Source organism: Parasynechococcus sp., assembly GCF_042954325.1.
Lineage (GTDB): Bacteria > Cyanobacteriota > Cyanobacteriia > PCC-6307 > Cyanobiaceae > Parasynechococcus.
Genome location: NZ_JBGKDS010000072.1, coordinates 34,331 through 55,067 on the forward strand (window position 1 = coordinate 34,331; position 20,737 = coordinate 55,067).

Here is a 20,737-nt window from a genome sequence, read left to right on the forward strand (position 1 = left end):
GCGCACAACTGCCTGGCCGAACTGTATAGAGCGGCTTCCACACCCCCCCACTGATCCACGAACAGGGTTCAGAATCTGCCGGTACGAAGAACAGTGGATGACCGTCTGCGTTGTGGTGCTGAAACAACAGGAGGCGGCCCAAGACCTCTGCGAGCGTCTCAAGGACGCCGCCATCCCCCTGAGTCAGATCCAGGTGCTGCCACCCGATGACGACGCCATGGATGGGATCGAATTGCTCAATCCCAATCTGGTGCGGCAGCGGCGGCAGAAAAGCATGGCCCGCTGGCTCATGCCCTTCGGCTTCATGGCCGGAGCCACCTTCACCCAGATCACGACGCTGACCACCTTCGCCGCCCTCGGCACCTGGGGGGAAGCCCTGATGGGCGGACTCCTCGGCCTGGGCTCTGGACTGATGGGCAGCTTTGCTGCCGCCGCCAGCGTGAACTCAGAAAACGAAGATGGTGTTCGCATCCTGCGCAACCGTCACCAGGAAGGTCGCTGGCTGCTGTTGGTGGAGACCCCAGGCGGAATCGAACTGCCCTGGAAGATGGTTCAGGCCGCTCGGCCGCTTCAGGTGGTTCGCCTGGCGGAATCTTGAGTCTCCCGAAGGATGCGCTGCTGGACGGCAGTCAGAACGCCGCAGAGCTGGCGCCGTTGCTGGATCTCGCCGAAGGGGTGTTGAAGACCTGGCAACCCCGTTGGAGTGACTTCGTGGCAGCCCCCCTGCGCGAAGAATTGCTGGAGCGGTTCGCCAGCCTCAGCGAACTGAGGTGGCATGGCGATGGCGGTCATCCAGGGGCCGAACGCCAGCGGCTGCAATGCAGCCGCAGCGACACCACGGAAAACGAACCGATGGATGCCGCACCCATCAGCGGCCTGGTGATCGAAGGAAACTTTCTGTTTGATCCCATCACCCCCGCAGACCTGCGCCAAGCCTTAGTCGGCCTCGGCGCCGAACCGGATGCCATTGGTGACATCTGGGTTCGCGGGGATCGGGGCGGCCAGGCGTTGCTCACGCCCGAACAGGCCGCTGCTCTCGATGGTGCCCACGGGAACGTGCGAGAGGTTGCCATTCGCTGCGATCAGGTTGCCATCGATCAACTCCAGCTCCCGGCACAACGGGTCGCCAAACAACTCACCACAGTGGAGGCGTCCTGTCGAATCGATGCCATCGCTTCGGCGGGCTTTGGCCTGTCCCGGGCCAAAGTCGTGGCTCAAATCAAAGCTGGGAAACTGCGGCTGAACTGGACTGCTGTGCGCCAGGGCAGTCGCGAACTGTGCGTTGGAGACCGGTTACACCTGCAGGACAAAGGCTGTGTCGAGGTGCTGTCGCTCACACTGACCAAGCGCCAACGCTGGCGCGTGGAACTGATGCGGCGCTGATGGGATTGCCGGTGCACCCTGACTGCTAATCTCTGCAACGACCACAGAGGACGACACAGTCCGCTTGTGATCAGATCGGGCGATTAGCTCAGGGGTAGAGCACTACATTGACATTGTAGGAGTCACTGGTTCAAATCCAGTATCGCCCATTTTTTAACTTCAAAGTGATCTTCGGATCACTTTTTTATTGCTTATTTTTAGACGCTTTTTAAGGCCTGGATGTTACAAACATCCTTCTCTCCATGCATCAATCTGGCGCCCCCTCAGTTTTTAAGCTGTTGTAAGACAACGTGCGTCACTCAGCTCCCATGGTTCAGACCGTTGTCGTGGGCCTGGGGCGTTCCGGCATCGGGGCCGCTGAACTGCTACACGCCAATCAAATCGCCACAGCCGCGATCGATTCCGGCAACTCCGAAACGCTGCAGCGCGCGGCCGATCGGCTGAAGAGCCTCGGGCTTGAAGTGGCTCTCGAAACTCCACTGTTGCCCAGCACATTTCAACGCTGGCGACCTGAGCTGTCCACCGTCGTAATCAGCCCAGGGATTCCATGGACCCACCCGACCTTGGTGCAGCTGCGCGCCGAAGGCATCGAAGTCAAAGGCGAAATGGGCGTGGCCTGGGATGCCCTGAATCACATTCCCTGGGTGGGAATCACAGGCACCAATGGCAAAACCACGGTGACCCATCTCCTCAGCCATGTGCTGAATGCGAGCGGATGTTCGGCTCCGATGGGGGGAAATGTCGGCGTGTCCGCGACCGACATCGCCCGACGCGTGCAACAGGGCAAACAGCAGCCCGACTGGCTGGTCATGGAACTGAGCAGTTATCAGATCGAAGCCGCTCCGATGATCCGACCCCGCATCGGCATCTGGACCACCCTGACCCCTGACCATCTCGAACGTCACGGAACACTCGAGGCCTACCGGGGCATCAAACGGTCCCTGCTCGCACGGTCCGACCTGGCGATCTACAACGCCGATGACCCAGACCTCATCCGACAACGGCCTGAGCTCGGGCAAGGCCTTTGGGTCAGCGCCGAGTCCAGCCAACCCGATGGCGTCGCTGTCGACCTCTGGATCGATGCAGAGGGACAGATTCAGTCGCCCCAGGGTGCGCTCTGTGCCGCCGATGCGCTGGCCATGCCCGGTGCACACAACCGGCAGAACCTGCTGCTGGTCTGTGCCGCAGCCCAAGCGATCGGATTGAGTCCAGCTGCCATCGAAGCGGGGCTGCGCAGCTTCCCCGGCGTGCCCCATCGTCTCGAGCCCATCGGCCACGTCGACGGGCTCGCGGTGTACAACGACAGCAAAGCCACCAATTACGACGCGGCGGCGGTTGGACTGAAGGCCGTTGCAGGCCCCGTGATCGTGCTGGCTGGAGGTCAGACCAAGCAGGGGGATGCCAGCGACTGGATCGACCAACTCAATCGGAAAGCCGTGGGTGTTGTGCTGTTCGGCGCCGGAGCCGGTGAACTGGAGGCCATGCTCAGCGCCGCTGGTTTCAAAGGCACGGTCAGCGTGCAGTCCGACCTCAATGCTGCCGTCCCCGAAGCCGTCCAGCTGGGAGGCCAGCTCAAGGCCAACAGCCTGCTGCTCTCACCGGCCTGCGCCAGCTTTGACCAGTACAGCGACTTCGAAGCGCGCGGCGACCACTTCCGCCACCTGATCGCAAAGATCCAAGGCCTGAGCTGATCCGAATCGGACAGTTCTGATCACCAAAGTGGCCTTGGCGCTCGATACTGGCGTCGTGTTGCCAGAGATGTTGTGGCCTTCTGGTTGATGAAAAGCGAACCGGACGTCTACGGGATCGATCACCTGCGCCAGGAAGGCACCACCCTTTGGGATGGCATCCGCAACTATCAAGCGCGCAATTTCATGCGCACCATGGCCGTTGGTGACCAAGCTTTTTTCTACCACTCCAATTGCAAACCGCCGGGGATCGTCGGACTGATGGAGGTCATCGACGTCGGCCTGACCGATCCGACGCAATTCGACCCCGACGCCAAGTACTACGACCCCAAATCAACGCCAGAGAAGCCCCGTTGGGACTGTGCACGCCTGCAATACAAGGGTGTCTTCGCCGAGATGCTGAGCCTGGAGCAATTGCGCGAGCTGTACGACGTTGACCAGCTCACCGTCGTCCGTCGGGGCAACCGCCTGTCGATCCTTCCCGTGCCGGACACCACCGCCAAGGACCTGCTCGAACGCCTTGGACCACTCCAGTGATCTTCCCCTGATCACGGCCCTGCCACGGGCCTGGATGGCCTTCAGCAAGGCCCCCTGGCGGCACGTCGGGCTCAGCGCCCTGGTGCTGATCAGTGGCATTGGACTGGCCCTGATCGGCCAAGACCTGCGCGGGATGCCTGCACCCTGGCTGAATCGTCTCGGTGACCTCAGCGTGCTCAGCAGTCTGGTCGTGCCGATCGTCCCCAGCCTGGCCCTCCTGGAGCTGGCTGATCATTGTTTGACTGGGAATCAACGGGAGCTGAAGACGCCGCGGCGACGCGCCCGCTGGGTGCTGCGTCAGACGTTCACCCTGCTCGTTCTCGAGGGAATCTTTCTGGCGGGAGGTGTGGCCGTGATGCAAAGCCTGAGCTGGGCCCTGGGGACCATCAGTCCCACCTTGGCCGGTTTCAGCGTGATTGCCGGGTCCCTGGTGTTGCTGCACTGGATCTACACCCAAGTGATGGCCCTGCCATTGCTGGTGCACCATCACCATCACGCCCTCGAGGCCATGGCCCACAGCAGACAACTGGTCAACAACAACGGACTCAAGGTGCTGGCGATGCTCGGCCTGATCACCGGCCTCAACCTGCTCGGTCTGTTGGTCGCCAGCCTGGGGCTTCTCCTGAGTCTTCCCTTCAGCGCCCTGGTCTTGATGGCCTGCTGCCGATCTCAGACGCCGTGGAGAAGCGATTCACGGCGGAACATGTTGCCGACATAGACGCGGGTGATCTCCCGCGATTCAATTCCGTTCTGCACCAGGAAACCTGCCAACGCCGCCTGCACCAGTCGGTATTGATCCCAGTTGGGATGACCCTCGATGAAACGGGTCATGGCCTGCTGAAGAGGCAAGGGCAGTTCGGACTGAAAACTGACGACGCTGTCGACGTTGGCGGGCATGCCGTTGGAACCTTCTGTCATCTCCCCTCATCGGAAACGGACTCCAGTTCTCCACAGAATGCGGGCCGAGTCAAGCGAGGCAAAAACGGGGCATGTCCAGGCTCTCTCGCAGTGAGATCAAGTCGCTGACAGCCTTTCAGCGGAACGGAGTTGACCGATGCCTCTGCGCTTCCAGGACCCGGGTCAATCGTCAAGCAGCTGACACCCAATCGGCCCCTTTTCCCCAGACCATCGGCACTTCGGGCCATTCGGCAACCCGAGCTGTGGAAAACCTGTGCAAACCAGGGGGCAAAGCCCGGGAGAAATCAATAAACCCGCTTTGATCAGCCTCGCTAATCAAAGCGATGTTTCTCGGAGCGTTTGCATCGCCGCGGCCATGGCCTGTGCCGCTGGAGAACCCCAACCGCCTTCCACACTGCGGGCCGTCGTCGAACTCAACACCACCGACAAACTCCACTGCTCGCGGGTGCCGTCCAAACAGCCCCACCAAGGTGGACGGTCGAGCTCCAGCTCGATCGATTCTTCATCCATCAACTGGTCGACCAACGCGCGATGTTGATCCACCAAAGCCCCGACGACATCCGCTAGCGCAGCCCACTCACTGTCGGTTAATTCGAACGCCCAGCCTTCACCCCCGACCAAAACCGAAAACGGACTTCGGTCGGGATCGCGGACCAACCGCCAGCCAGGCCCCTCCTGCTGAATCAACTGGCCAGCCTCAGCCAGGCAGCAGATCAGGCTGATCCTGCTCATCACTGAGCTCAACGATGGCCCGTTGAACGGGCTTCACGCTCGATTCCTCAAGCAGACCGTCAAAGTCGTCAAAACGACGCTGCTTGGCGCGAAACGCAATCCGGACCGTGGTCAGGTAACGGTTGCTGGACTGACGAATCAAACTTTCGCCACGCTTGGCCAAATCCCTTGAATCCACGCCGGCAGAAATCATCGCGCCCAAGCTCTTAATCACCCAATTTAAGCGGTCGCCTCCAAGACGAGCTGAGAAGCCCCTAAGCCAGTTGATCCAGTTGATCGCTGTGAAACGGGACATACATCGGATAACTGCGCTGACGCCCCCCCGGCACCTGCAGCACAATCTGACGCCCCAGGCCAAGGGCAGCGAGGGGCAACCGCAGATGCCCCAACAATCCGCTGACCAGCTCGAGGTGGGCGGCATCGGCACATTCGACGCGGATGCTGCCCCAGCTGCGACGCATGCGACAACGCCGTAAGGGCTCCAGCACAGCTTCCATCTGGGCGTCCTCGCGGTAGAAGGAGAACACAACCCGCTGCAAGCGATCCATCCCCCGGAATCCCCCTAGTCTCATTCTGATTTCACCGTGCATCCAGACACGGTCTGACCAGCCTTGGGAGTGGAAAAGCTTCAGCATTCAGCGGGAACGCTGGCCATTGACCTCGGCAGCACCACCACGGTGGTCGCCTATCAAGCCGCAGATGGATCAGAGCCGATCCGACTAGATCTGCCACCGATCACGAACCGCCCCGGTGAAGTGCCATCTCTGCTGTGGCAGACCGCCGAAGCGCCCCTGATTGGACGGCAAGTGCTGGAGGCAGGTCTGCATGACAGTGCCGATCCTCGGCTGAAGCGGGATTTCAAGCGTCAGATCGGCAGCGCGCAAGGCGGCGATGCGGCTGAGAAGGCCGGACGTGATCTGCTCCAGGCGATTTGGAAGCGTCTCCCCGACCAGCTCGAGATCGACCGCCTCGTCCTCAGTGCCCCGGTGGACAGCTATCGGCGTTACCGGCAGTGGTTGGTTGACGCCTGCGAGAACCTCCCGGTTCAGGACATCGCCCTGGTGGATGAACCAACAGCCGCCGCGATGGGGGCGGGATGTCCAGCGGGATCGCAGCTGCTGGTGGTCGACCTCGGGGGCAGCACCCTCGATCTGGCCCTGGTCGCCCTCGAGGGTGGGGAAGGGCGCGCTGCGCCGATCGCGCAACTGCTACGTCTCGGCGGGCGCGACCTCAGCGGTCGCAGCCGCCAGACGCCACGACTCGCCAAAGTGCTTGGCAAAGCGGGACTAAGGCTGGGCGGACGCGACATCGACCGCTGGATTGCAGCGGCCTGCTGCGCCGACAGGTCATCCAACACTCCCCCCTCAGCCGCAGTGCTCAATGCCGCCGAACGGCTCAAATGCCGGCTGAGTGATCCCCAGCTCCCCCGTGATCAACAGCTGCTCGAGCTCTGCATCGATCCCTCCGACGGGAGCGAACTGGCGTTGAGACTCTCACCGGCGGAGCTGGATGCCCTGCTTGACCAACAGGGCTTGGGCGCCGCGATGGCAGAGGTTCTGGAGAGCACCCTCACCGGAGGCCGTCGCCATGGCGTGGACCTCGGTGATCTGCACGGTGTGGTGGCTGTGGGTGGAGGTGCTCAGCTGCCCTGGCTGCGCCAATGGTTGATGACCCACACCAGTCCGGCCCCCCTGCTCACCCCGCCGCCGGTGGATGCCGTCGCCCTCGGTGGCCTTCGCCTCACACCCGACGTGCAGGTGCGTGATGTCCTTCAGAACGGCGTCTCTGTGCAGGTCTGGGACCAACGCAGCCGTGAACATCGCTGGCAACCGCTCTACGTGGCCGGACAACCCTGGCCCAGCCGTGATCCCCTCGAACTGGTGCTAGCGGCCAGCCGTGACGGACAAACCAGGGTTGAGCTGGTTCTCGGTGAGCCGGCGGGCGGAGAGCGGCATGAGGTCGTTTACATCGATGGCGTGCCGACCCTGCAAAGCCGGTCCCATGGCCCAGCCCTGCATCAAGCGTGGCCCGCCGCGGCGGTGCAGATCGCGCTTGACCCCCCTGGCCAGGCCGGCCAGGACTGCCTGCGACTCCGTTTCAACATCGACGACCAGGCGCAGCTCGGTTGCACCATCGAGGATCTCCGCCTCGAGCGTGAACTGGCCAGTCATCTGCTTGGAACCGTGCGGTGAGGAGGCCGTCCACAGAGCCTGGAGACAGCGGACTCGACCCCATAAAACAGACGCAAGTCCTGTCCAAACCCTTGGCGCCGCTTCGCCATCCGCTGCTGCGCCTCTGGTTGGTGGGAACCCTTGGCATCGTGCTGGCGATTGCAGCGGGAGCCTTCTGGTGGGAAAAGCAGCTGCCGGAACGTCTGAAACAGGCGGCAGCCGCCAACGACCTTGAAGCCTGTCTGCGCTACAGCGAGCAACTGGCGGCGCTGCAGTGGCTCGGCCAGGCCACCCCACCGGAACAGGCCGCCTGCCGACGCCGTCAGGCACAACGGCTGTGGGAGCGGGGAGACACCGCCAGCGCTCTGACCCTGCAACGCCAGCTGGTCCAATCAGACCGGGAGAGCCCGGAGCAACGCCAGGACGACCGTGACACCCTCGCCATCTGGCAACGCCAACTCCGTGAACGAGCGCTGGAACTGTTCCGTGATGGCGATCTAGAAGCCGCCATTGCTCTGTTGAGTCCGATGGACGGCCAACCCTCTGGGCGCGGTGGAACGCTCAGCGACACCCTGCGCGAAAACTGGAATCGCAATCGCCTGGACTACGAACACAGCCAAGACCTGATTCAGGCAGCACGGTGGTGGGAGGCGCTCGACAGCCTCAATCGACTCGATCACCCCTGGTGGCAGAGCCATGCTGCCGATCAGCAGAGCACCGTGCTCAAGGCCATTGAGCGGCTGCGGGAGACCCAAGAGCACCATCAGCACGGCAGCTCCGACCCGGATGTCATCGGAGGAGCCCTGCTCGATGGGGAAGTCCAGCGGTTGTTACAGGCTGGCCTTGAGCCCTGGGAGGCCTTTCAACGGGCTTGCGCCAACCTTGGAGGCAGCATCGAAGAAGACGGCCCAGAAAGTTTCTGTCAACGCCGCTGATCCAGGGGCTCGTGACAAAATGAAAGAGCTTCAGATACCGATGCCATGAAAGCCGGAGACAAGGTGACGGTTGAAGCATCCGTCGTTGTGTTCAACCATCCACAACACCGTGGTGAAGCCTTCGACCTCAAGGGACAAAGCGGTGATGTGGTCACGGTTCTGGACGACTGGAAAGGACGGCCGATCAGTCCGACCCTGCCCGTGATCGTGGCCTTCGGCCGCTACAAGGCCCACTTCAGGGCCGATGAACTCACGGTGTCCTGAGCGGCCGGAGGAAAACCCCTTCCTCACCATCGACATCCTTCAAGCGCAACTCAATCGTTTCGCTGCGACGGGTGGGAACGACCCGTCCGCAAAAGTCAGGCTGAATGGGCAATTCACGATGGCCGCGGTCGACCAAAGCCAGCAGCATCACACGTTCGGCCCGACCCCAGCCCTGGAGTGCTTCCAGAGCCGCACGAACCGTGCGCCCCGTGAAGATCACATCGTCCACCAGAACCACTTGGCGCCCTTCAACGCTGTTAGGGAGTTGCGTGAGCTGTGGCAAACGCGTGCCAATTCGCTCGAGATCATCACGATGAAAGGTCGGATCCAACGCTCCCTGCGCAATGGCGTGGCCGGTGAGGCGTTCAAGCTCGAGGGCGAGGACTTGGGAGAGCTGCACTCCCCTGGTCGGAATCCCCAACAGCATCAAGCTTTTGCTGTCATCGACACCCTCCAGAACCTGGGTCGCCAAGCGAATCAGTGTCTTGCGGAGGTCACGTTCCGAGAGAATTTCAATCCTCGATGCGTTGTCAGCGGCAGACATGGGGCTTCGGAGGTCTGGTCAGCCTATGTGGATCCACGCAAATCAGACATGGTTTACCCCAAGAGAGTTAGGTTGAATCTGGAGTACTCGTTAAGAACCACCGAAACTGGTGCACGTGGATAACAACAGTCCTAACGGTTCAGTGAGACCCGCAGCCGTGGCGCCGGTCGTCCTGACGATTCTGGATGGTTGGGGCCACAGAGACAAATCCGACCACAACGCCATCAGCGGAGCAGAGACTCCAGTGATGGATGCCCTCTGGCATGCCTACCCCCACACTCTGATTGAGGCCAGCGGCTCCCACGTGGGCCTGCCCCAGAGTCAGATGGGCAACTCAGAAGTCGGCCACCTCACCATCGGGGCCGGACGGATCATTCGGCAGGAGTTGGTGCGGATCGGCGACACGGTGCGCAGCAATGGCCTTAAGGACAACGTTGAACTGCAGAAGCTGGCTGAGCGCGTCAAGGATGGAGACGGCACCTTGCACCTGTTGGGGCTCTGCTCGAACGGTGGGGTCCATAGCCACGTTGACCATCTCTGCGGACTGATCCGCTGGGCGGCCGCAGAGGGCATTGAGCGGTTGGCCATTCATGCCATCACCGATGGCCGCGACACGCCCACGCAAAGTGCACCGGACTACCTCAAGCAGGTCCAGGCAACCCTGGCCGAGACGGGCGTTGGCGTTCTGGCCAGCCTGTGTGGCCGTTACTGGGCCATGGACCGTGATCAGCGGTGGGAACGCACGGCCAAGGCGCACGACCTCTACACCAACCCCGACCGGGAGGTTGAGAACAGCAGCGTCGCTGACGTCCTGGAGACCAGTTACGCCAACGGAGTCACCGACGAATTCCTTGAGCCGATTCGACTGACGCCCACCGCCATGCAGGACGGTGATGCCGTGCTGATGTTCAACTTCCGACCAGACCGGGCACGCCAGATTGTTCAGACGCTCTGCCTCGAGACCTTCGAAGGCTTTGAACGCGGCAGCACACCCAAGCTGGATGTGGTGACCTTCACCCAGGTGGAGCAGGATCTACCGGTGGCCATTGCCTTCCCCCCAGAACCGCTGGACGATCTGCTGGGTCAAGTGGTGTCAAACCACGGGTTGAAGCAGTACAGAACCGCTGAAACCGAGAAATATCCGCACGTCACCTACTTCCTCAACGGTGGCATCGAACAACCACTTCCCGGAGAAGACCGGCATCTGGTCCCCTCTCCCCGTGTGGCCACCTATGACCTGTCTCCGGCGATGTCGGCGGACCAGCTCACCGGGAGCTGCATCGCGGCGATCGAATCAGGCCTGTATTCCCTGATCGTGATCAACTACGCCAATCCGGACATGGTCGGTCATACCGGGGTCATGGACGCCGCCATCGAGGCGATCCAAACCGTGGACCACTGCTTGGGCCGCCTTCTGGATGCTGTGGGTCGCCAAGGCGGCACCATGTTGATCACTGCGGACCATGGCAATGCCGAGCTGATGCAAGGACCCGATGGCCAAGCCTGGACAGCGCACACCACCAATCCAGTGCCGGTGATCCTGATTGAAGGAGAACGCCGCAAGCTGGCTGGCCATGGCAATGACATCAACCTGCGCAGCGATGGCGGCCTCGCTGACATTGCACCGACCCTTCTTCAGGTGCTGAATTTGCCGCAACCGACGGCGATGACCGGCAGCAGCCTGATCGCACCGGTCTCCAACACCGATCGCTCCCCTCTCTCCGCTCGCCTCCCTCTTCCTGTCTGATGGTTGCCTCTGTTCTGTCCTGGGTCTGGATCGGTTCTGGACTTCTCTTGATCCTGTTGGTGTTACTGCACAGCCCCAAGGGCGATGGCATGGGTGGCCTGGCTGCCAGCGGCAGTTCGATGTTCAGCAGCGCCAGCAGTGCAGAAGCAACACTGAACCGCGTCACCTGGACCTGCCTGGCCGTGTTCATGAGCCTGGCGGTCATTCTCAGTGCCGGCTGGTTGAGCTAAATCAGCACCGCAGCCGTCAGGTGCTGATGATTTCCAACCGGGCTGCACGCATCAACAACATCTCACTGCGGCGATTGATCGCATCAACATCAGCGATGTTGCGCTGAGATGCTGTTGTATGGGCCAAATCGAGGAGTTGATCGATCGAAAGAGCTGTGTCGTCGTTGGGGTCGGAACGAAAGTAAGCCGGATCAACATTCATCCTCCGGCAATAGCGATGGTTGTCCTCGGCGCAACGACGGTTGATCTGCTCGACCATTCGCTGCGAAAAGTCTGGAGAGAACACGGCCTCCATCTGATCGGTTAAATCAGAATCGGCATCCAGTCGGTCACAGACACGGAACAACCACCGGTTTCCTTCATGGGGACCGGGGAAGCACGATTCGCGTTGGCCAATCGAACTGAAGTGCACCGATAAAGCGTGAACCAAAACAGGATCAAAGGATGCATTTTTCCGCACGTCACAGGAGGAAAGATCCTCGAGCGACGTTTGAAAACCAACGAGATCAAAAAAGTTAGACAACAATGAATAGGGTTTTTGCCGCGTCGGGATATGATTCGACACGATGGAGACGTCACCATCAATGGCGGCGACCTGCGCTCTTAGCTTTCGATAATTCCCCCACCAAGCACGATCTTTTCCGGCCAGAACAAGCGCAAAAAGACTTCTCTCAAGGGCGGAAAAAAGCTCCCATGGAAGATCATTTTCGACAAAAATCTGCCTGTCAGCCCGCAACCGCTTGCGATCTCGGAAATACCACTGACCAAAGGCAGAGATGTGATAACTCGACTGCAAACGCGTATAGCCGACAACAACAACCTTCTGAAAGCCGTGGTTTTGGAGAGATCGCTCGGCAATGGCACGAACCAACACGGGTCGGTTGCCGAGCATTTCATGGCTGACCACCACCTGATCGGAACCGGTCGCCGCCAGCACCCGGTCGAGATAGGTCCAATCCACCGCGGCTTTTGCAGCCAACGACCGGTCCACGGCACGCAATTGGCCTGGATTCATGAAGACAAACTCCATCGAACCCTGAGCTGACTGCTGGTAAAGACGCAGTGAGGCTTGCAGCGACGATGACGCACATTTCTGCGCACCGATATGAATGACAAGCTTGCGTGACAACCGACAGCCAATGCGCTCGATCAGCATACAAGAGCCATCAAAGCCAGGCCGAATACATCGGTAAGCAACACAAATCCAGGTGATAGAATGAAATCGTCGCGGGTAAGACGTTGCCAAAAACCAAGTTCTTCCTGCACATCGGCCATGGGAAAACAGGAACATCTGCCATTCAATCGGCCCTGGCGATGGCATCCAAAGATTTACTGAGGAGTCAGATCCTCTACCCCATTGAGCCAATCGAACGGCAGAAAGCAGCTCAATTTGATATCACTTCTGGCAATTGGAAGCAGCATCCCGACAAATCCCTTAGCCAACAACTTCTCGAACACAGCAAAGCCGCTGGAGAGACCAACACAATCGTCCTGAGCTCAGAATCGCTGTTCTGGCAGATCACCTCTCTCCAAGAGGATCAAATAACCTGGGCCGAACAGCTTGACCTGACGGTCATTCTGGCGGTGCGTGATGTCGAAGAGATGCTTTCTTCAGAATATCAACAGCGGGTCAAACGTCACGGTGAACAGAAACCGTTCGAGCAATTCCTGAGGAATCGACAATTTGTCTCGTCCCACCACAAAAAAGCAGCCGAAGTCCTCGCGATGCTTCAGCAATGCAACATCCCCGTCAATGTCATCAATTACAGCCTCAATAAAGTTCGGATCACCGAATTAATTTTTGAGGTGATTGGCGCGAAGCAGGCTTACCCAAGTGCAGCAATGGATGGGAAAGTCATCAACCGCAGCCTTAGCCAGAAAGAACTTCAAACACTCACAGTCGTCAATGCTCTGTATCACAAACAATTCCCCTGGATCAGCGCCAGAATCTCCGATGCCCTCGCCAAGCAACTACCTCACGTTCTTTCGCAAAAATGCCGCCTCTCCAAAGGCAGTCGCGAAAAACTCTACAAACAAAATCATGAGCACATCGCTTTCATCAATCAACATTTGCCAGCGAATCAAACACTCATGAGCGAACCCCAGACTCCCATTCAAGAAGATCAGTCTGTCACGCGGGAACGCAACCAAAGAATCCGCGAAGAAGAAGAACAATCACTGGAGCTCATCAGCAAGACATTAATGGTCGCCATTCAACAAGATCAACTCAGCAAACGCTTGTCAAATAGCACCATTGACGCGCTTATTCAGTTGAGCCATTCGGCGGATCTCAGCAAACAATCCAGAATTGAACTCCTGGAAATTGCCAAACTCAACCGACCACAAGGACAACGGCTCAGCAAACTTCTGGATCAAGCTCGACTGAGCTGATCGAGACGCAACTGTTCAGTCAACAGATCAAGAAGATCCCGATCACCAATCTCTTCCGAAACATCCTGACTGGCCTCAATGAATTCATGGCCAAGTAAATCTGCGAGCGCTTGATTCGAGTCGGCCAATTGATCGGCCAGGAGGTCAACCTCACCACGGGTCAACCGAAACTTGCCCGATTGCGAATATTGCTCCTGAATTCGAAAGTAATCCGAATTTAATTGTTTTTTTTGATCGAACAAGGGCCATCGTGCATTGACCTGATTCTGCAAACGAACCCAGAGATTACTTTTCGATTCCTGCGTTTGCCTGAAATCGAAGGAGTCCAACGCATCAATCCCACAGAACTCCTGAAGTAGATAGCCGACGGGGCCGCAGGAATGTCGACAGGCATGGCGAAAGGGAACCGTCATCAGACGATCCTCAAACACCTGCTGCAAGGTGCGGATCTCTTTCAAACCATCTGGAATCGTTAAGCGATGATGCAGCCGGGGAGCCCGTAGTGATCCCAATCCCACAAGCGAGACATGTTGACCACCACGGATCAACTGCTGGGCGATGGAATGGGCATAATCCAGTGGAGATCGGACCAAGACCATGGGCCGAACCTCAAAGCCATGGCTTTCAATGCACGTGATCAACCGAACCAAACCGTCGGCCGCCAAGAGCGACAATCCTTCCCCGCTCAGAATGATGGACTGATCAACACTCAGCGCCTGCTCGAACTGCAATTTGTACTGCTGAATCGCCCGCTTTAGATTTTTAATCTTCCATCGCTTATTAATATGGTAATTCTCTGGATTTTTCTCATATAAACAACGCAGAGGAACCGAGTGATTATTGATTTTTAAACGTTGCGGCTGAGCCTGCTCGCAACGAAAAATTGGATACAACAAACCAGCCTGACCGAGAGCTTCTCGATTCGATGCACAGGTCTGCTGAAAAGACGAGGATGCTGTTTTATGCAGACCTAGATGCAAATAGCAGATCTTCATCAACAAGCAAGTGCCATCTCCCAAGCTTAGACGATTGCAAACAATCAATCAGTGCAGCCACCGTTCGATCGCCTGCTCTGATCAAGAGCCTGTCAGCCCGATGAAACCCAGGTTCAGCCCACCCGTCCGTCGCCCAATCAACGGGCAGCAATCACACCCAGAGGACGAGCGTATGGCTGCGAACCCAGAATGTGCAAGCAATGCTTCGTTTAGACTGAAGCATATCCGGAAGCAACATCATTTTTTCGGACAAAGCAAAACGGCAGGCACTTCAATGAAAACTTGTTATATCCATGTTGGTTTTCACAAGACAGCAAGTACCTCTTTCCAACAATTTTGCGGCATTCATCGTGACCTCTTAGCAGAGTCCGGACTGTACTATCCAAAATTTGTCTACCCACCACAAAAAGGCAATCTCTGGAATCACACAGGTCCGATATCGATGATCTACAAACGCGGCAGAGTCAAACGATCTGGACATCCATCCAACTCAGACGATCGAAAAAATCTTCGTGCCACCAATCAGAAACGACATTTGCAAGCCTTAGAGCAGAACAAAGACCTTTTAATCAGTGGCGAAGGACTGTCCTGCTTAACCCATGAATGCTACAGACGATTGATGGAAGACCTCACCGATTATGGCTATGACACGAAAGTCTTCGCCCTCGTCAGACCTCCCTATTCCTTTGCCTGCTCCGCTCTACAGGAATGGATCAAGGGTGGACGTTACAGCCGACTGGTCGGACTGAAAAGAAGCCCTAAAAATAATCGAAGTAAGATTAACGACTTACCGCATCGCAGCGAAGCGATCAAAACTCTTCAACAATCATTCGGCGCCAAGATTCAATTTTACCCGTTCTCAAAAGCCCTGGCTCATCCCAAGGGACCGGTCGGATTCTGCTTGGACCAACTGGAGAGGCCCCTGCCCTGGGCGTCCGAACAAACAGATTCTGCAGTCCATAATCCGTCCCTCAACAACCTTCAAGCCCGGACCATCAATCACATCATCAAAGAACTACGCGGGCAAAAAAATCAGTCTCGATGCAGCAAATCGGAGCTCAAAATCATTCGAGAAAGCATGGACAAGCTTGAAAGCGAACGATTTTTACTCACAGAGCAAGAATTCTCTTTAATCGAACACCACTACAAACAGATCAAGCAAGACATCGAGCAACTCCTGGGGCCATCATTCACAGACGAACGTCTACTCTTTTCCAGTCCCATTACAGAATCCGATGCCATTATTGACGCTTTAGCGCGTTGCTCATCCCTCTTGATTCAACAATCGAGAACGGCATAACAACACCTGTCTCAGTCTGACGACATGGCTATCGCAGCTGAGGAGGCTCTTGCAAGCCCGCTTGAAAAAAAGCATAGGCTTTTTGAACTCGATCGATCTCATATTGCATTTTGACCTTCTGTTTTTCAAGCAGCTCCACCCGTTGAAGTAGATCCTGCAGCACCTTGTTCTGCAGCACTTCAACCTGCACCTGTCTGTCCTTGGTGGCCTTACTCGTTGGTGTCGGGGGAGCCCCCAACTCGGCGGCGGCGGCATCGAGAACCGCCCCATTCGTTTGCAGATAAAGCTCCGCCAGACGTTCGAGCACCTTGGTGTACTGCTTGCCCTGCCGTCGGCAGTGCTCCCGAAATGCCTCAAGCGTGTCAGGAGCAAAGTTGGCGTTGAATGACCCCGCTCGGACTGGCGGCACCGGACCCCTCGCAACCGACGCACTTTACCGATAGAGACCTGTGGAGACAAAGATCGATTCTGACCACGATCTCCTGCCAGACCATGCAGTGTTAGAGGTCACGGGGCAATAAAAAAGCGCCCTCGAAAGGGCGCTGAGGTCTGAATGAACCAGCTGGGGGAGTTCGCTTGAACCCCCTTGAACGGATCAATAATCGAAGTCGCCGCCGCCCATGCCGCCGCCGGCAGGAGCTGCTTCCTTTTTCTCGGGCAGATCCGCCACGATGCACTCGGTGGTCAGCACCATCCCAGCAATCGACGCCGCATTCTGCAGTCCCGAACGGGTCACCTTGGCGGGGTCAACAATGCCGGCAGCCAGCATGTCGACGTACTCGCCATTGGCAGCGTTATAGCCCTCGTTGTTGGAGCGGGACTTGACGTTTTCCGCGACAACAGCGCCGTTGGCACCAGCGTTTTCAGCGATGCGCATCAGCGGAGCGGTCAGAGCCGCAGCCACGATGTTGGCGCCGATCAGCTCTTCACCGTTCAGCGAGGAGGACGCCCACTGCTCCAGAGCAGGAGCGAGGTGGGCCAAGGTGGTGCCACCACCAGGAACGATGCCTTCTTCCACCGCTGCCTTGGTGGCATTGATGGCATCTTCAAGACGAAGCTTCTTGTCCTTCATCTCGGTTTCGGTGGCTGCACCCACCTTGACCACGGCAACACCACCGGCCAGTTTGGCCAGGCGTTCCTGCAGCTTCTCCTTGTCGTAGGTGGAGTCGGTCTCGTCCATCTGCTTCTTGATTTGCTCGCAGCGGGCGCCGACAGCCGCCTCGTTGCCTTCAGCAACGATGGTGGTGGTGTCCTTGTTGATGGTGATACGACGGGCCGTGCCCAGCATCTCCAGCTTGGCGTTCTCCAGTTTGAGACCGGCGTCTTCCGTGATCAGCTGACCGTTGGTCAGCACAGCCATGTCTTCGAGCATGGCCTTCCGGCGATCGCCGAAGCCGGGGGCTTTGACCGCAGCAACGTTCAGAACACCACGCAGTCGGTTCACCACCAAGGTGGCGAGGGCTTCCTTCTCGATGTCCTCGGCGATGATCAGCAGAGGCTTGCCGGTGCGAGCAATCTGCTCGAGGACAGGAACGAGATCCTGAACCAAACCGATTTTCTTGTCGGTCAGGAGGATGTAAGGCTCGTCGAGGACGGCCTCCATACGCTCGGTGTCGGTGGCGAAATAAGGGGAGATGTAGCCCTTGTCGAAGCGCATGCCCTCGGTGACCTCAAGCTCGGTCTCCATGGACTTGCCCTCTTCGAGGGAAATCACACCTTCCTTGCCGACCTTGTCCATGGCATCGGCGATCATCTTGCCGACTTCTTCGTCGTTACCGGCGGAGATGGTGCCCACCTGGGCAATGGCATTGCTGTCGGCGATGGGCTTGGCCATCTCCTTGATCTTGCCAACCAGGAAATCAGAGGCCTTGTCGATGCCTTTTTTCAAGGTGATGGCATTGGCACCTGCGGCGACGTTGCGCAGACCAGCCTTCACCATGGCGTGGGCCAGAACGGTGGCCGTGGTGGTGCCGTCACCGGCGGCATCGTTGGTCTTGGAGGCCGCCTGACGAATCAGGGCGACGCCGGTGTTCTCGATGTGGTCCTCGAGTTCGATCTCTTTCGCGATGGTCACACCATCGTTAATGATCTGAGGGGAGCCGAACTTCTTCTCCAGAACGACGTTGCGACCCTTCGGTCCGAGGGTGACAGCAACGGATTCGGCAAGGATATCGATGCCTTTTTCGAGCGCGCGGCGTGCGTTCTCGTTGTAAATGATGCGCTTAGCCATGGAAGGCAGGTCTCAGAAATAAGGGGTGAATCAAAACCAGATGAGCCGAGCCCATCACGCCGTTCGTCAGTTGACGATGGCCAGGATGTCTTTCTCAGACAGGAGCACGTACTCGTCGCCGCCAAGCTTGATATCGGTACCGGCGTACTTGCTGTAGAGAACCTTGTCGCCTACACCAACTTCGGGGGCCTGACGACTGCCGTCGTCGTTGCGCTTACCAGGACCCACCTGCACGACCTCACCAACCTGAGGCTTCTCCTTGGCGGTGTCGGGCAGAAGGATGCCACCGGCGGTCTTTTCTTCGGACTCGGAGACTTTGACGAAGATCCGATCGCCGAGGGGCTTGACGGTGGAGACGCTGAGAGAAACAGCTGCCATGAATGAATGCGAAGCAGGGACAAGGCGCTGAACGCGCACGTGCCGACGCGAGTTAGCACTCGAAGCCGACGAGTGCCAACCTATTCACTCGACCGACCGACGGACCACCATCAATCTGTGCGGGTGACCGAACCGACAAGTTCGCGCCAAGCCAGTGGTATGGTTGCGCCGCTCTGAATGGGCCCGAGCGCGCTGCGCCGGATCCCGTATCTCCCCTACTTATGGTCGCTTCTGCTCCTGCATCTGCTGGCACCAAAGGCGTGATCCGCCAGGTGATTGGCCCGGTTCTGGACGTGGAATTCCCCGCCGGGAAACTACCGAAGATCTACAACGCCCTTCGCGTCGAAGCGAAGAACACCAGTGGCCAAGACGTTGCTCTGACCGCTGAAGTGCAGCAGCTGCTGGGTGACCACCGTGTTCGCGCTGTCGCCATGAGCGGCACGGACGGTCTGGTCCGCGGCATGGAAGCTGTCGACACCGGCGCTCCGATCTCCGTCCCCGTCGGTGAAGCCACCCTGGGCCGCATCTTCAACGTTCTCGGTGAGCCCGTCGACGAGCAAGGTCCCGTCAACACCACCACCACGGCCCCGATCCACCGCGATGCTCCCAAGCTGACTGAGCTTGAGACCAAGCCGAAGGTGTTCGAAACCGGCATCAAGGTGATCGACCTGCTCGCTCCCTACCGTCAGGGCGGCAAGGTCGGCCTGTTCGGTGGCGCCGGCGTGGGCAAAACCGTGCTGATTCAGGAGCTGATCAACAACATCGCCAAAGAGCACGGCGGCGTGTCTGTGTTCGGTGGCGTGGGTGAGCGCACCCGTGAAGGCAACGACCTCTACGAGGAATTCAAAGAGTCCGGGGTGATCAACTCCGATGATCTCTCCAAGTCGAAGGTGGCCCTCTGCTACGGCCAGATGAACGAGCCCCCCGGCGCCCGCATGCGCGTCGGCCTCTCGGCTCTGACCATGGCTGAGCACTTCCGCGACGTGAACAAGCAGGACGTGCTGCTGTTCGTCGACAACATCTTCCGCTTCGTTCAGGCTGGTTCGGAAGTCTCCGCACTGCTGGGCCGGATGCCTTCCGCTGTGGGCTATCAGCCCACCCTCGGCACCGACGTGGGCGCTCTTCAGGAGCGCGTTGCCTCGACCGTCGAAGGATCGATCACCTCAATTCAGGCTGTGTACGTCCCCGCTGACGACCTGACTGACCCGGCTCCTGCCACCACGTTTGCTCACCTGGACGCCACCACGGTGCTCAACCGGGCCTTGGCCTCCAAGGGCATCTACCCCGCTGTGGACCCCCTCGACTCCACCAGCACCATGCTCCAGCCAGCCGTTGTGGGCGACGAGCACTACAAGACCGCACGTGCTGTGCAGTCCACCCTGCAGCGCTACAAGGAACTCCAGGACATCATCGCGATTCTGGGTCTCGACGAACTCTCTGAAGATGATCGTCAGACTGTGGACCGTGCCCGCAAAGTTGAGAAGTTCCTCTCCCAGCCATTCTTTGTGGCTGAGATCTTCACTGGCATGCCCGGCAAGTACGTGAAACTGGAAGAAACCATCGCTGGTTTCAACCAGATTCTTGCTGGTGAACTGGATCATCTCCCCGAACAGGCCTTCTATCTGGTTGGCAACATCGAGGAAGTGAAGGCCAAAGCTGAGAAGATCGCCTCCGAAGCCAAGTGATCTTGATGGGGGTGTCATCACACCCCTGATCACCTGTTTTTCAGTCGTTTGTTCTCCCTTTCGAACCAAGGTTCATGTCCCTCACCCTCCGCGTGCTGGCACCAGACCAGAACGTCTTTGATGGCAGCGCCGACGAGGTGATTCTGCCCAGTACCACCGGCCAGATCGGCATCCTTCCCGGTCACATTTCCCTCCTGACCGCCATTGATGTCGGTGTTCTGCGTGTCAGAGCAAACGGTGGATGGAATTCCATCGCTCTCATGGGCGGATTTGCTGAAGTCGACTCCGACGAAGTCACCGTTCTCGTGAACAGTGCTGAACTTGGTGGATCGATCGACAGCTCCACTGCTGAGGCCGACTTCCAAAAAGCCACCACTGCCGTGGCTGGTATGGAAGGTCAGCCCGCCTCCCCTGAAAAGCTCAAGGCGCAGCAACAGCTGAACATGGCCCGCGCACGCATGCAGGCCAGCAAGACAACAGCCTGACGGGATCGGTCACCTCGAGGCATTCCATGAAACCGGAGCCGTTGGCTCCGGTTTTTTGTTGTCAGACCATCAACGGAACATCGAGAAACTGGGCCAGCCGTTCACCATCGCGGCGTCGGGCTGC

General features: G+C 58.5%; 24 protein-coding genes and 1 tRNA gene. 15 read left to right on the plus strand and 10 right to left on the minus strand.

The window, feature by feature from the left end; all coding sequences use genetic code 11:
- The first annotated feature begins 97 nt into the window (after positions 1–97).
- The 6 genes from ACGVKB_RS09415 to ACGVKB_RS09440 all read left to right on the plus strand — a co-directional run bounded on the left by ACGVKB_RS09415 (position 98) and on the right by ACGVKB_RS09440 (position 4,326).
- The gene (locus tag ACGVKB_RS09415; protein WP_392351434.1) at positions 98–598 is read left to right on the plus strand and encodes a hypothetical protein; all 501 of its coding nucleotides are present in this window, start codon (positions 98–100) and stop codon (positions 596–598) included.
- On the plus strand, positions 595–1,383 hold the full coding sequence (locus ACGVKB_RS09420; protein ID WP_392351436.1) for a photosystem II S4 domain protein: 789 nt from the start codon (positions 595–597) through the stop codon (positions 1,381–1,383). The genes ACGVKB_RS09415 and ACGVKB_RS09420 overlap by 4 nt, the downstream gene beginning before the upstream one ends.
- Before the next feature lie 77 nt (positions 1,384–1,460).
- Positions 1,461–1,532, plus strand: a tRNA-Val gene (locus tag ACGVKB_RS09425).
- Positions 1,533–1,691: 159 nt separating this feature from the next.
- Positions 1,692–3,074, plus strand: coding sequence for a UDP-N-acetylmuramoyl-L-alanine--D-glutamate ligase (gene murD / locus ACGVKB_RS09430; RefSeq protein WP_392351438.1), 1,383 nt, complete (start codon positions 1,692–1,694; stop codon positions 3,072–3,074).
- Positions 3,075–3,161: 87 nt separating this feature from the next.
- On the plus strand, positions 3,162–3,608 hold the full coding sequence (locus ACGVKB_RS09435; RefSeq protein WP_392351440.1) for an EVE domain-containing protein: 447 nt from the start codon (positions 3,162–3,164) through the stop codon (positions 3,606–3,608).
- Positions 3,592–4,326: a hypothetical protein gene (locus ACGVKB_RS09440; protein WP_392351442.1), complete on the plus strand. Its 735-nt coding sequence runs from the start codon at positions 3,592–3,594 to the stop codon at positions 4,324–4,326. The genes ACGVKB_RS09435 and ACGVKB_RS09440 overlap by 17 nt, the downstream gene beginning before the upstream one ends.
- Here ACGVKB_RS09440 and ACGVKB_RS09445 read toward each other — a convergent pair.
- The 4 genes from ACGVKB_RS09445 to ACGVKB_RS09460 form a co-directional block, all read right to left on the minus strand.
- On the minus strand, positions 4,278–4,526 hold the full coding sequence (locus ACGVKB_RS09445; RefSeq protein ID WP_392351444.1) for a DUF2811 domain-containing protein: 249 nt from the start codon (positions 4,524–4,526) through the stop codon (positions 4,278–4,280). The two genes, ACGVKB_RS09440 and ACGVKB_RS09445, sit on opposite strands and share 49 nt — an antisense overlap.
- Positions 4,527–4,841: 315 nt before the next feature.
- Positions 4,842–5,213, minus strand: coding sequence for a DUF1818 family protein (locus ACGVKB_RS09450; protein WP_392351492.1), 372 nt, complete (start codon positions 5,211–5,213; stop codon positions 4,842–4,844).
- 10 nt (positions 5,214–5,223) lie between these two features.
- Positions 5,224–5,451 (minus strand): DNA-directed RNA polymerase subunit omega, encoded by a 228-nt coding sequence (locus ACGVKB_RS09455; RefSeq protein WP_392351446.1) that lies wholly within the window; start codon positions 5,449–5,451, stop codon positions 5,224–5,226.
- Between the two features lie 61 nt (positions 5,452–5,512).
- Positions 5,513–5,806, minus strand: coding sequence for a hypothetical protein (locus ACGVKB_RS09460; protein WP_392351448.1), 294 nt, complete (start codon positions 5,804–5,806; stop codon positions 5,513–5,515).
- 63 nt (positions 5,807–5,869) lie between these two features.
- On the opposite strand from ACGVKB_RS09460, the gene ACGVKB_RS09465 reads away from it, so the two are divergent.
- From ACGVKB_RS09465 to ACGVKB_RS09475, 3 genes are all read left to right on the plus strand, one after another.
- Complete coding sequence (locus ACGVKB_RS09465; RefSeq protein WP_392351450.1) at positions 5,870–7,450, plus strand: Hsp70 family protein; 1,581 nt, start codon at positions 5,870–5,872, stop codon at positions 7,448–7,450.
- A gap of 71 nt (positions 7,451–7,521) precedes the next feature.
- Positions 7,522–8,364, plus strand: coding sequence for a hypothetical protein (locus ACGVKB_RS09470; RefSeq protein ID WP_392351452.1), 843 nt, complete (start codon positions 7,522–7,524; stop codon positions 8,362–8,364).
- A 45-nt stretch (positions 8,365–8,409) separates the two neighbouring features.
- A complete protein-coding gene (locus ACGVKB_RS09475) occupies positions 8,410–8,628 on the plus strand; it encodes a ferredoxin-thioredoxin reductase variable chain (protein WP_392351454.1) in 219 nt (72 codons plus the stop codon).
- Here ACGVKB_RS09475 and pyrR read toward each other — a convergent pair.
- Positions 8,615–9,172, minus strand: a complete 558-nt coding sequence (pyrR, locus tag ACGVKB_RS09480) for a bifunctional pyr operon transcriptional regulator/uracil phosphoribosyltransferase PyrR (RefSeq protein WP_392351456.1) — start codon at positions 9,170–9,172, stop codon at positions 8,615–8,617. The genes ACGVKB_RS09475 and pyrR overlap by 14 nt on opposite strands.
- A 109-nt stretch (positions 9,173–9,281) precedes the next feature.
- Between pyrR and gpmI the strand changes: the two genes are divergently transcribed.
- A complete protein-coding gene (gene gpmI / locus ACGVKB_RS09485) occupies positions 9,282–10,919 on the plus strand; it encodes a 2,3-bisphosphoglycerate-independent phosphoglycerate mutase (RefSeq protein WP_392351458.1) in 1,638 nt (545 codons plus the stop codon).
- Positions 10,919–11,149: a preprotein translocase subunit SecG gene (secG, locus tag ACGVKB_RS09490; protein ID WP_392351460.1), complete on the plus strand. Its 231-nt coding sequence runs from the start codon at positions 10,919–10,921 to the stop codon at positions 11,147–11,149. The genes gpmI and secG overlap by 1 nt, the downstream gene beginning before the upstream one ends.
- Positions 11,150–11,165: 16 nt before the next feature.
- Here secG and ACGVKB_RS09495 read toward each other — a convergent pair whose 3' ends face one another.
- Positions 11,166–12,440, minus strand: coding sequence for a hypothetical protein (locus tag ACGVKB_RS09495; RefSeq protein WP_392351462.1), 1,275 nt, complete (start codon positions 12,438–12,440; stop codon positions 11,166–11,168).
- Between ACGVKB_RS09495 and ACGVKB_RS09500 the strand changes: the two genes are divergently transcribed.
- Positions 12,389–13,540 (plus strand): hypothetical protein, encoded by a 1,152-nt coding sequence (locus ACGVKB_RS09500; RefSeq protein ID WP_392351464.1) that lies wholly within the window; start codon positions 12,389–12,391, stop codon positions 13,538–13,540. The genes ACGVKB_RS09495 and ACGVKB_RS09500 overlap by 52 nt on opposite strands.
- On the opposite strand, the gene ACGVKB_RS09505 is transcribed toward ACGVKB_RS09500, so the two are convergent.
- On the minus strand, positions 13,522–14,559 hold the full coding sequence (locus ACGVKB_RS09505) for a hypothetical protein (RefSeq protein ID WP_392351466.1): 1,038 nt from the start codon (positions 14,557–14,559) through the stop codon (positions 13,522–13,524). The two genes, ACGVKB_RS09500 and ACGVKB_RS09505, sit on opposite strands and share 19 nt — an antisense overlap.
- A gap of 76 nt (positions 14,560–14,635) precedes the next feature.
- Here ACGVKB_RS09505 and ACGVKB_RS09510 point away from each other — a divergent pair, with 76 nt between their 5' ends.
- Entirely contained in the window at positions 14,636–15,835 is a 1,200-nt protein-coding gene (locus tag ACGVKB_RS09510) for a hypothetical protein (RefSeq protein WP_392351468.1), read from the plus strand.
- Positions 15,836–15,863: 28 nt separating this feature from the next.
- Here ACGVKB_RS09510 and ACGVKB_RS09515 read toward each other — a convergent pair whose 3' ends face one another.
- The 3 genes from ACGVKB_RS09515 to groES form a co-directional block, all read right to left on the minus strand.
- The gene (locus tag ACGVKB_RS09515; RefSeq protein ID WP_392351470.1) at positions 15,864–16,244 is read right to left on the minus strand and encodes a hypothetical protein; all 381 of its coding nucleotides are present in this window, start codon (positions 16,242–16,244) and stop codon (positions 15,864–15,866) included.
- Between the two features lie 186 nt (positions 16,245–16,430).
- Positions 16,431–18,065 carry a chaperonin GroEL gene (groL, locus tag ACGVKB_RS09520; RefSeq protein ID WP_392351472.1) on the minus strand — a complete coding sequence of 545 codons (1,635 nt, stop codon included), beginning with the start codon at positions 18,063–18,065 and terminating at the stop codon, positions 16,431–16,433.
- A gap of 66 nt (positions 18,066–18,131) precedes the next feature.
- Entirely contained in the window at positions 18,132–18,443 is a 312-nt protein-coding gene (gene groES / locus ACGVKB_RS09525; protein WP_392351474.1) for a co-chaperone GroES, read from the minus strand.
- 221 nt (positions 18,444–18,664) lie between these two features.
- Here groES and atpD point away from each other — a divergent pair, with 221 nt between their 5' ends.
- Both atpD and atpC read left to right on the plus strand, forming a co-directional pair.
- Positions 18,665–20,128 (plus strand): F0F1 ATP synthase subunit beta, encoded by a 1,464-nt coding sequence (gene atpD, locus ACGVKB_RS09530; protein WP_392351476.1) that lies wholly within the window; start codon positions 18,665–18,667, stop codon positions 20,126–20,128.
- A gap of 74 nt (positions 20,129–20,202) precedes the next feature.
- A complete protein-coding gene (gene atpC / locus ACGVKB_RS09535; RefSeq protein WP_392351478.1) occupies positions 20,203–20,613 on the plus strand; it encodes an ATP synthase F1 subunit epsilon in 411 nt (136 codons plus the stop codon).
- The last annotated feature ends 124 nt before the right edge of the window (positions 20,614–20,737 follow it).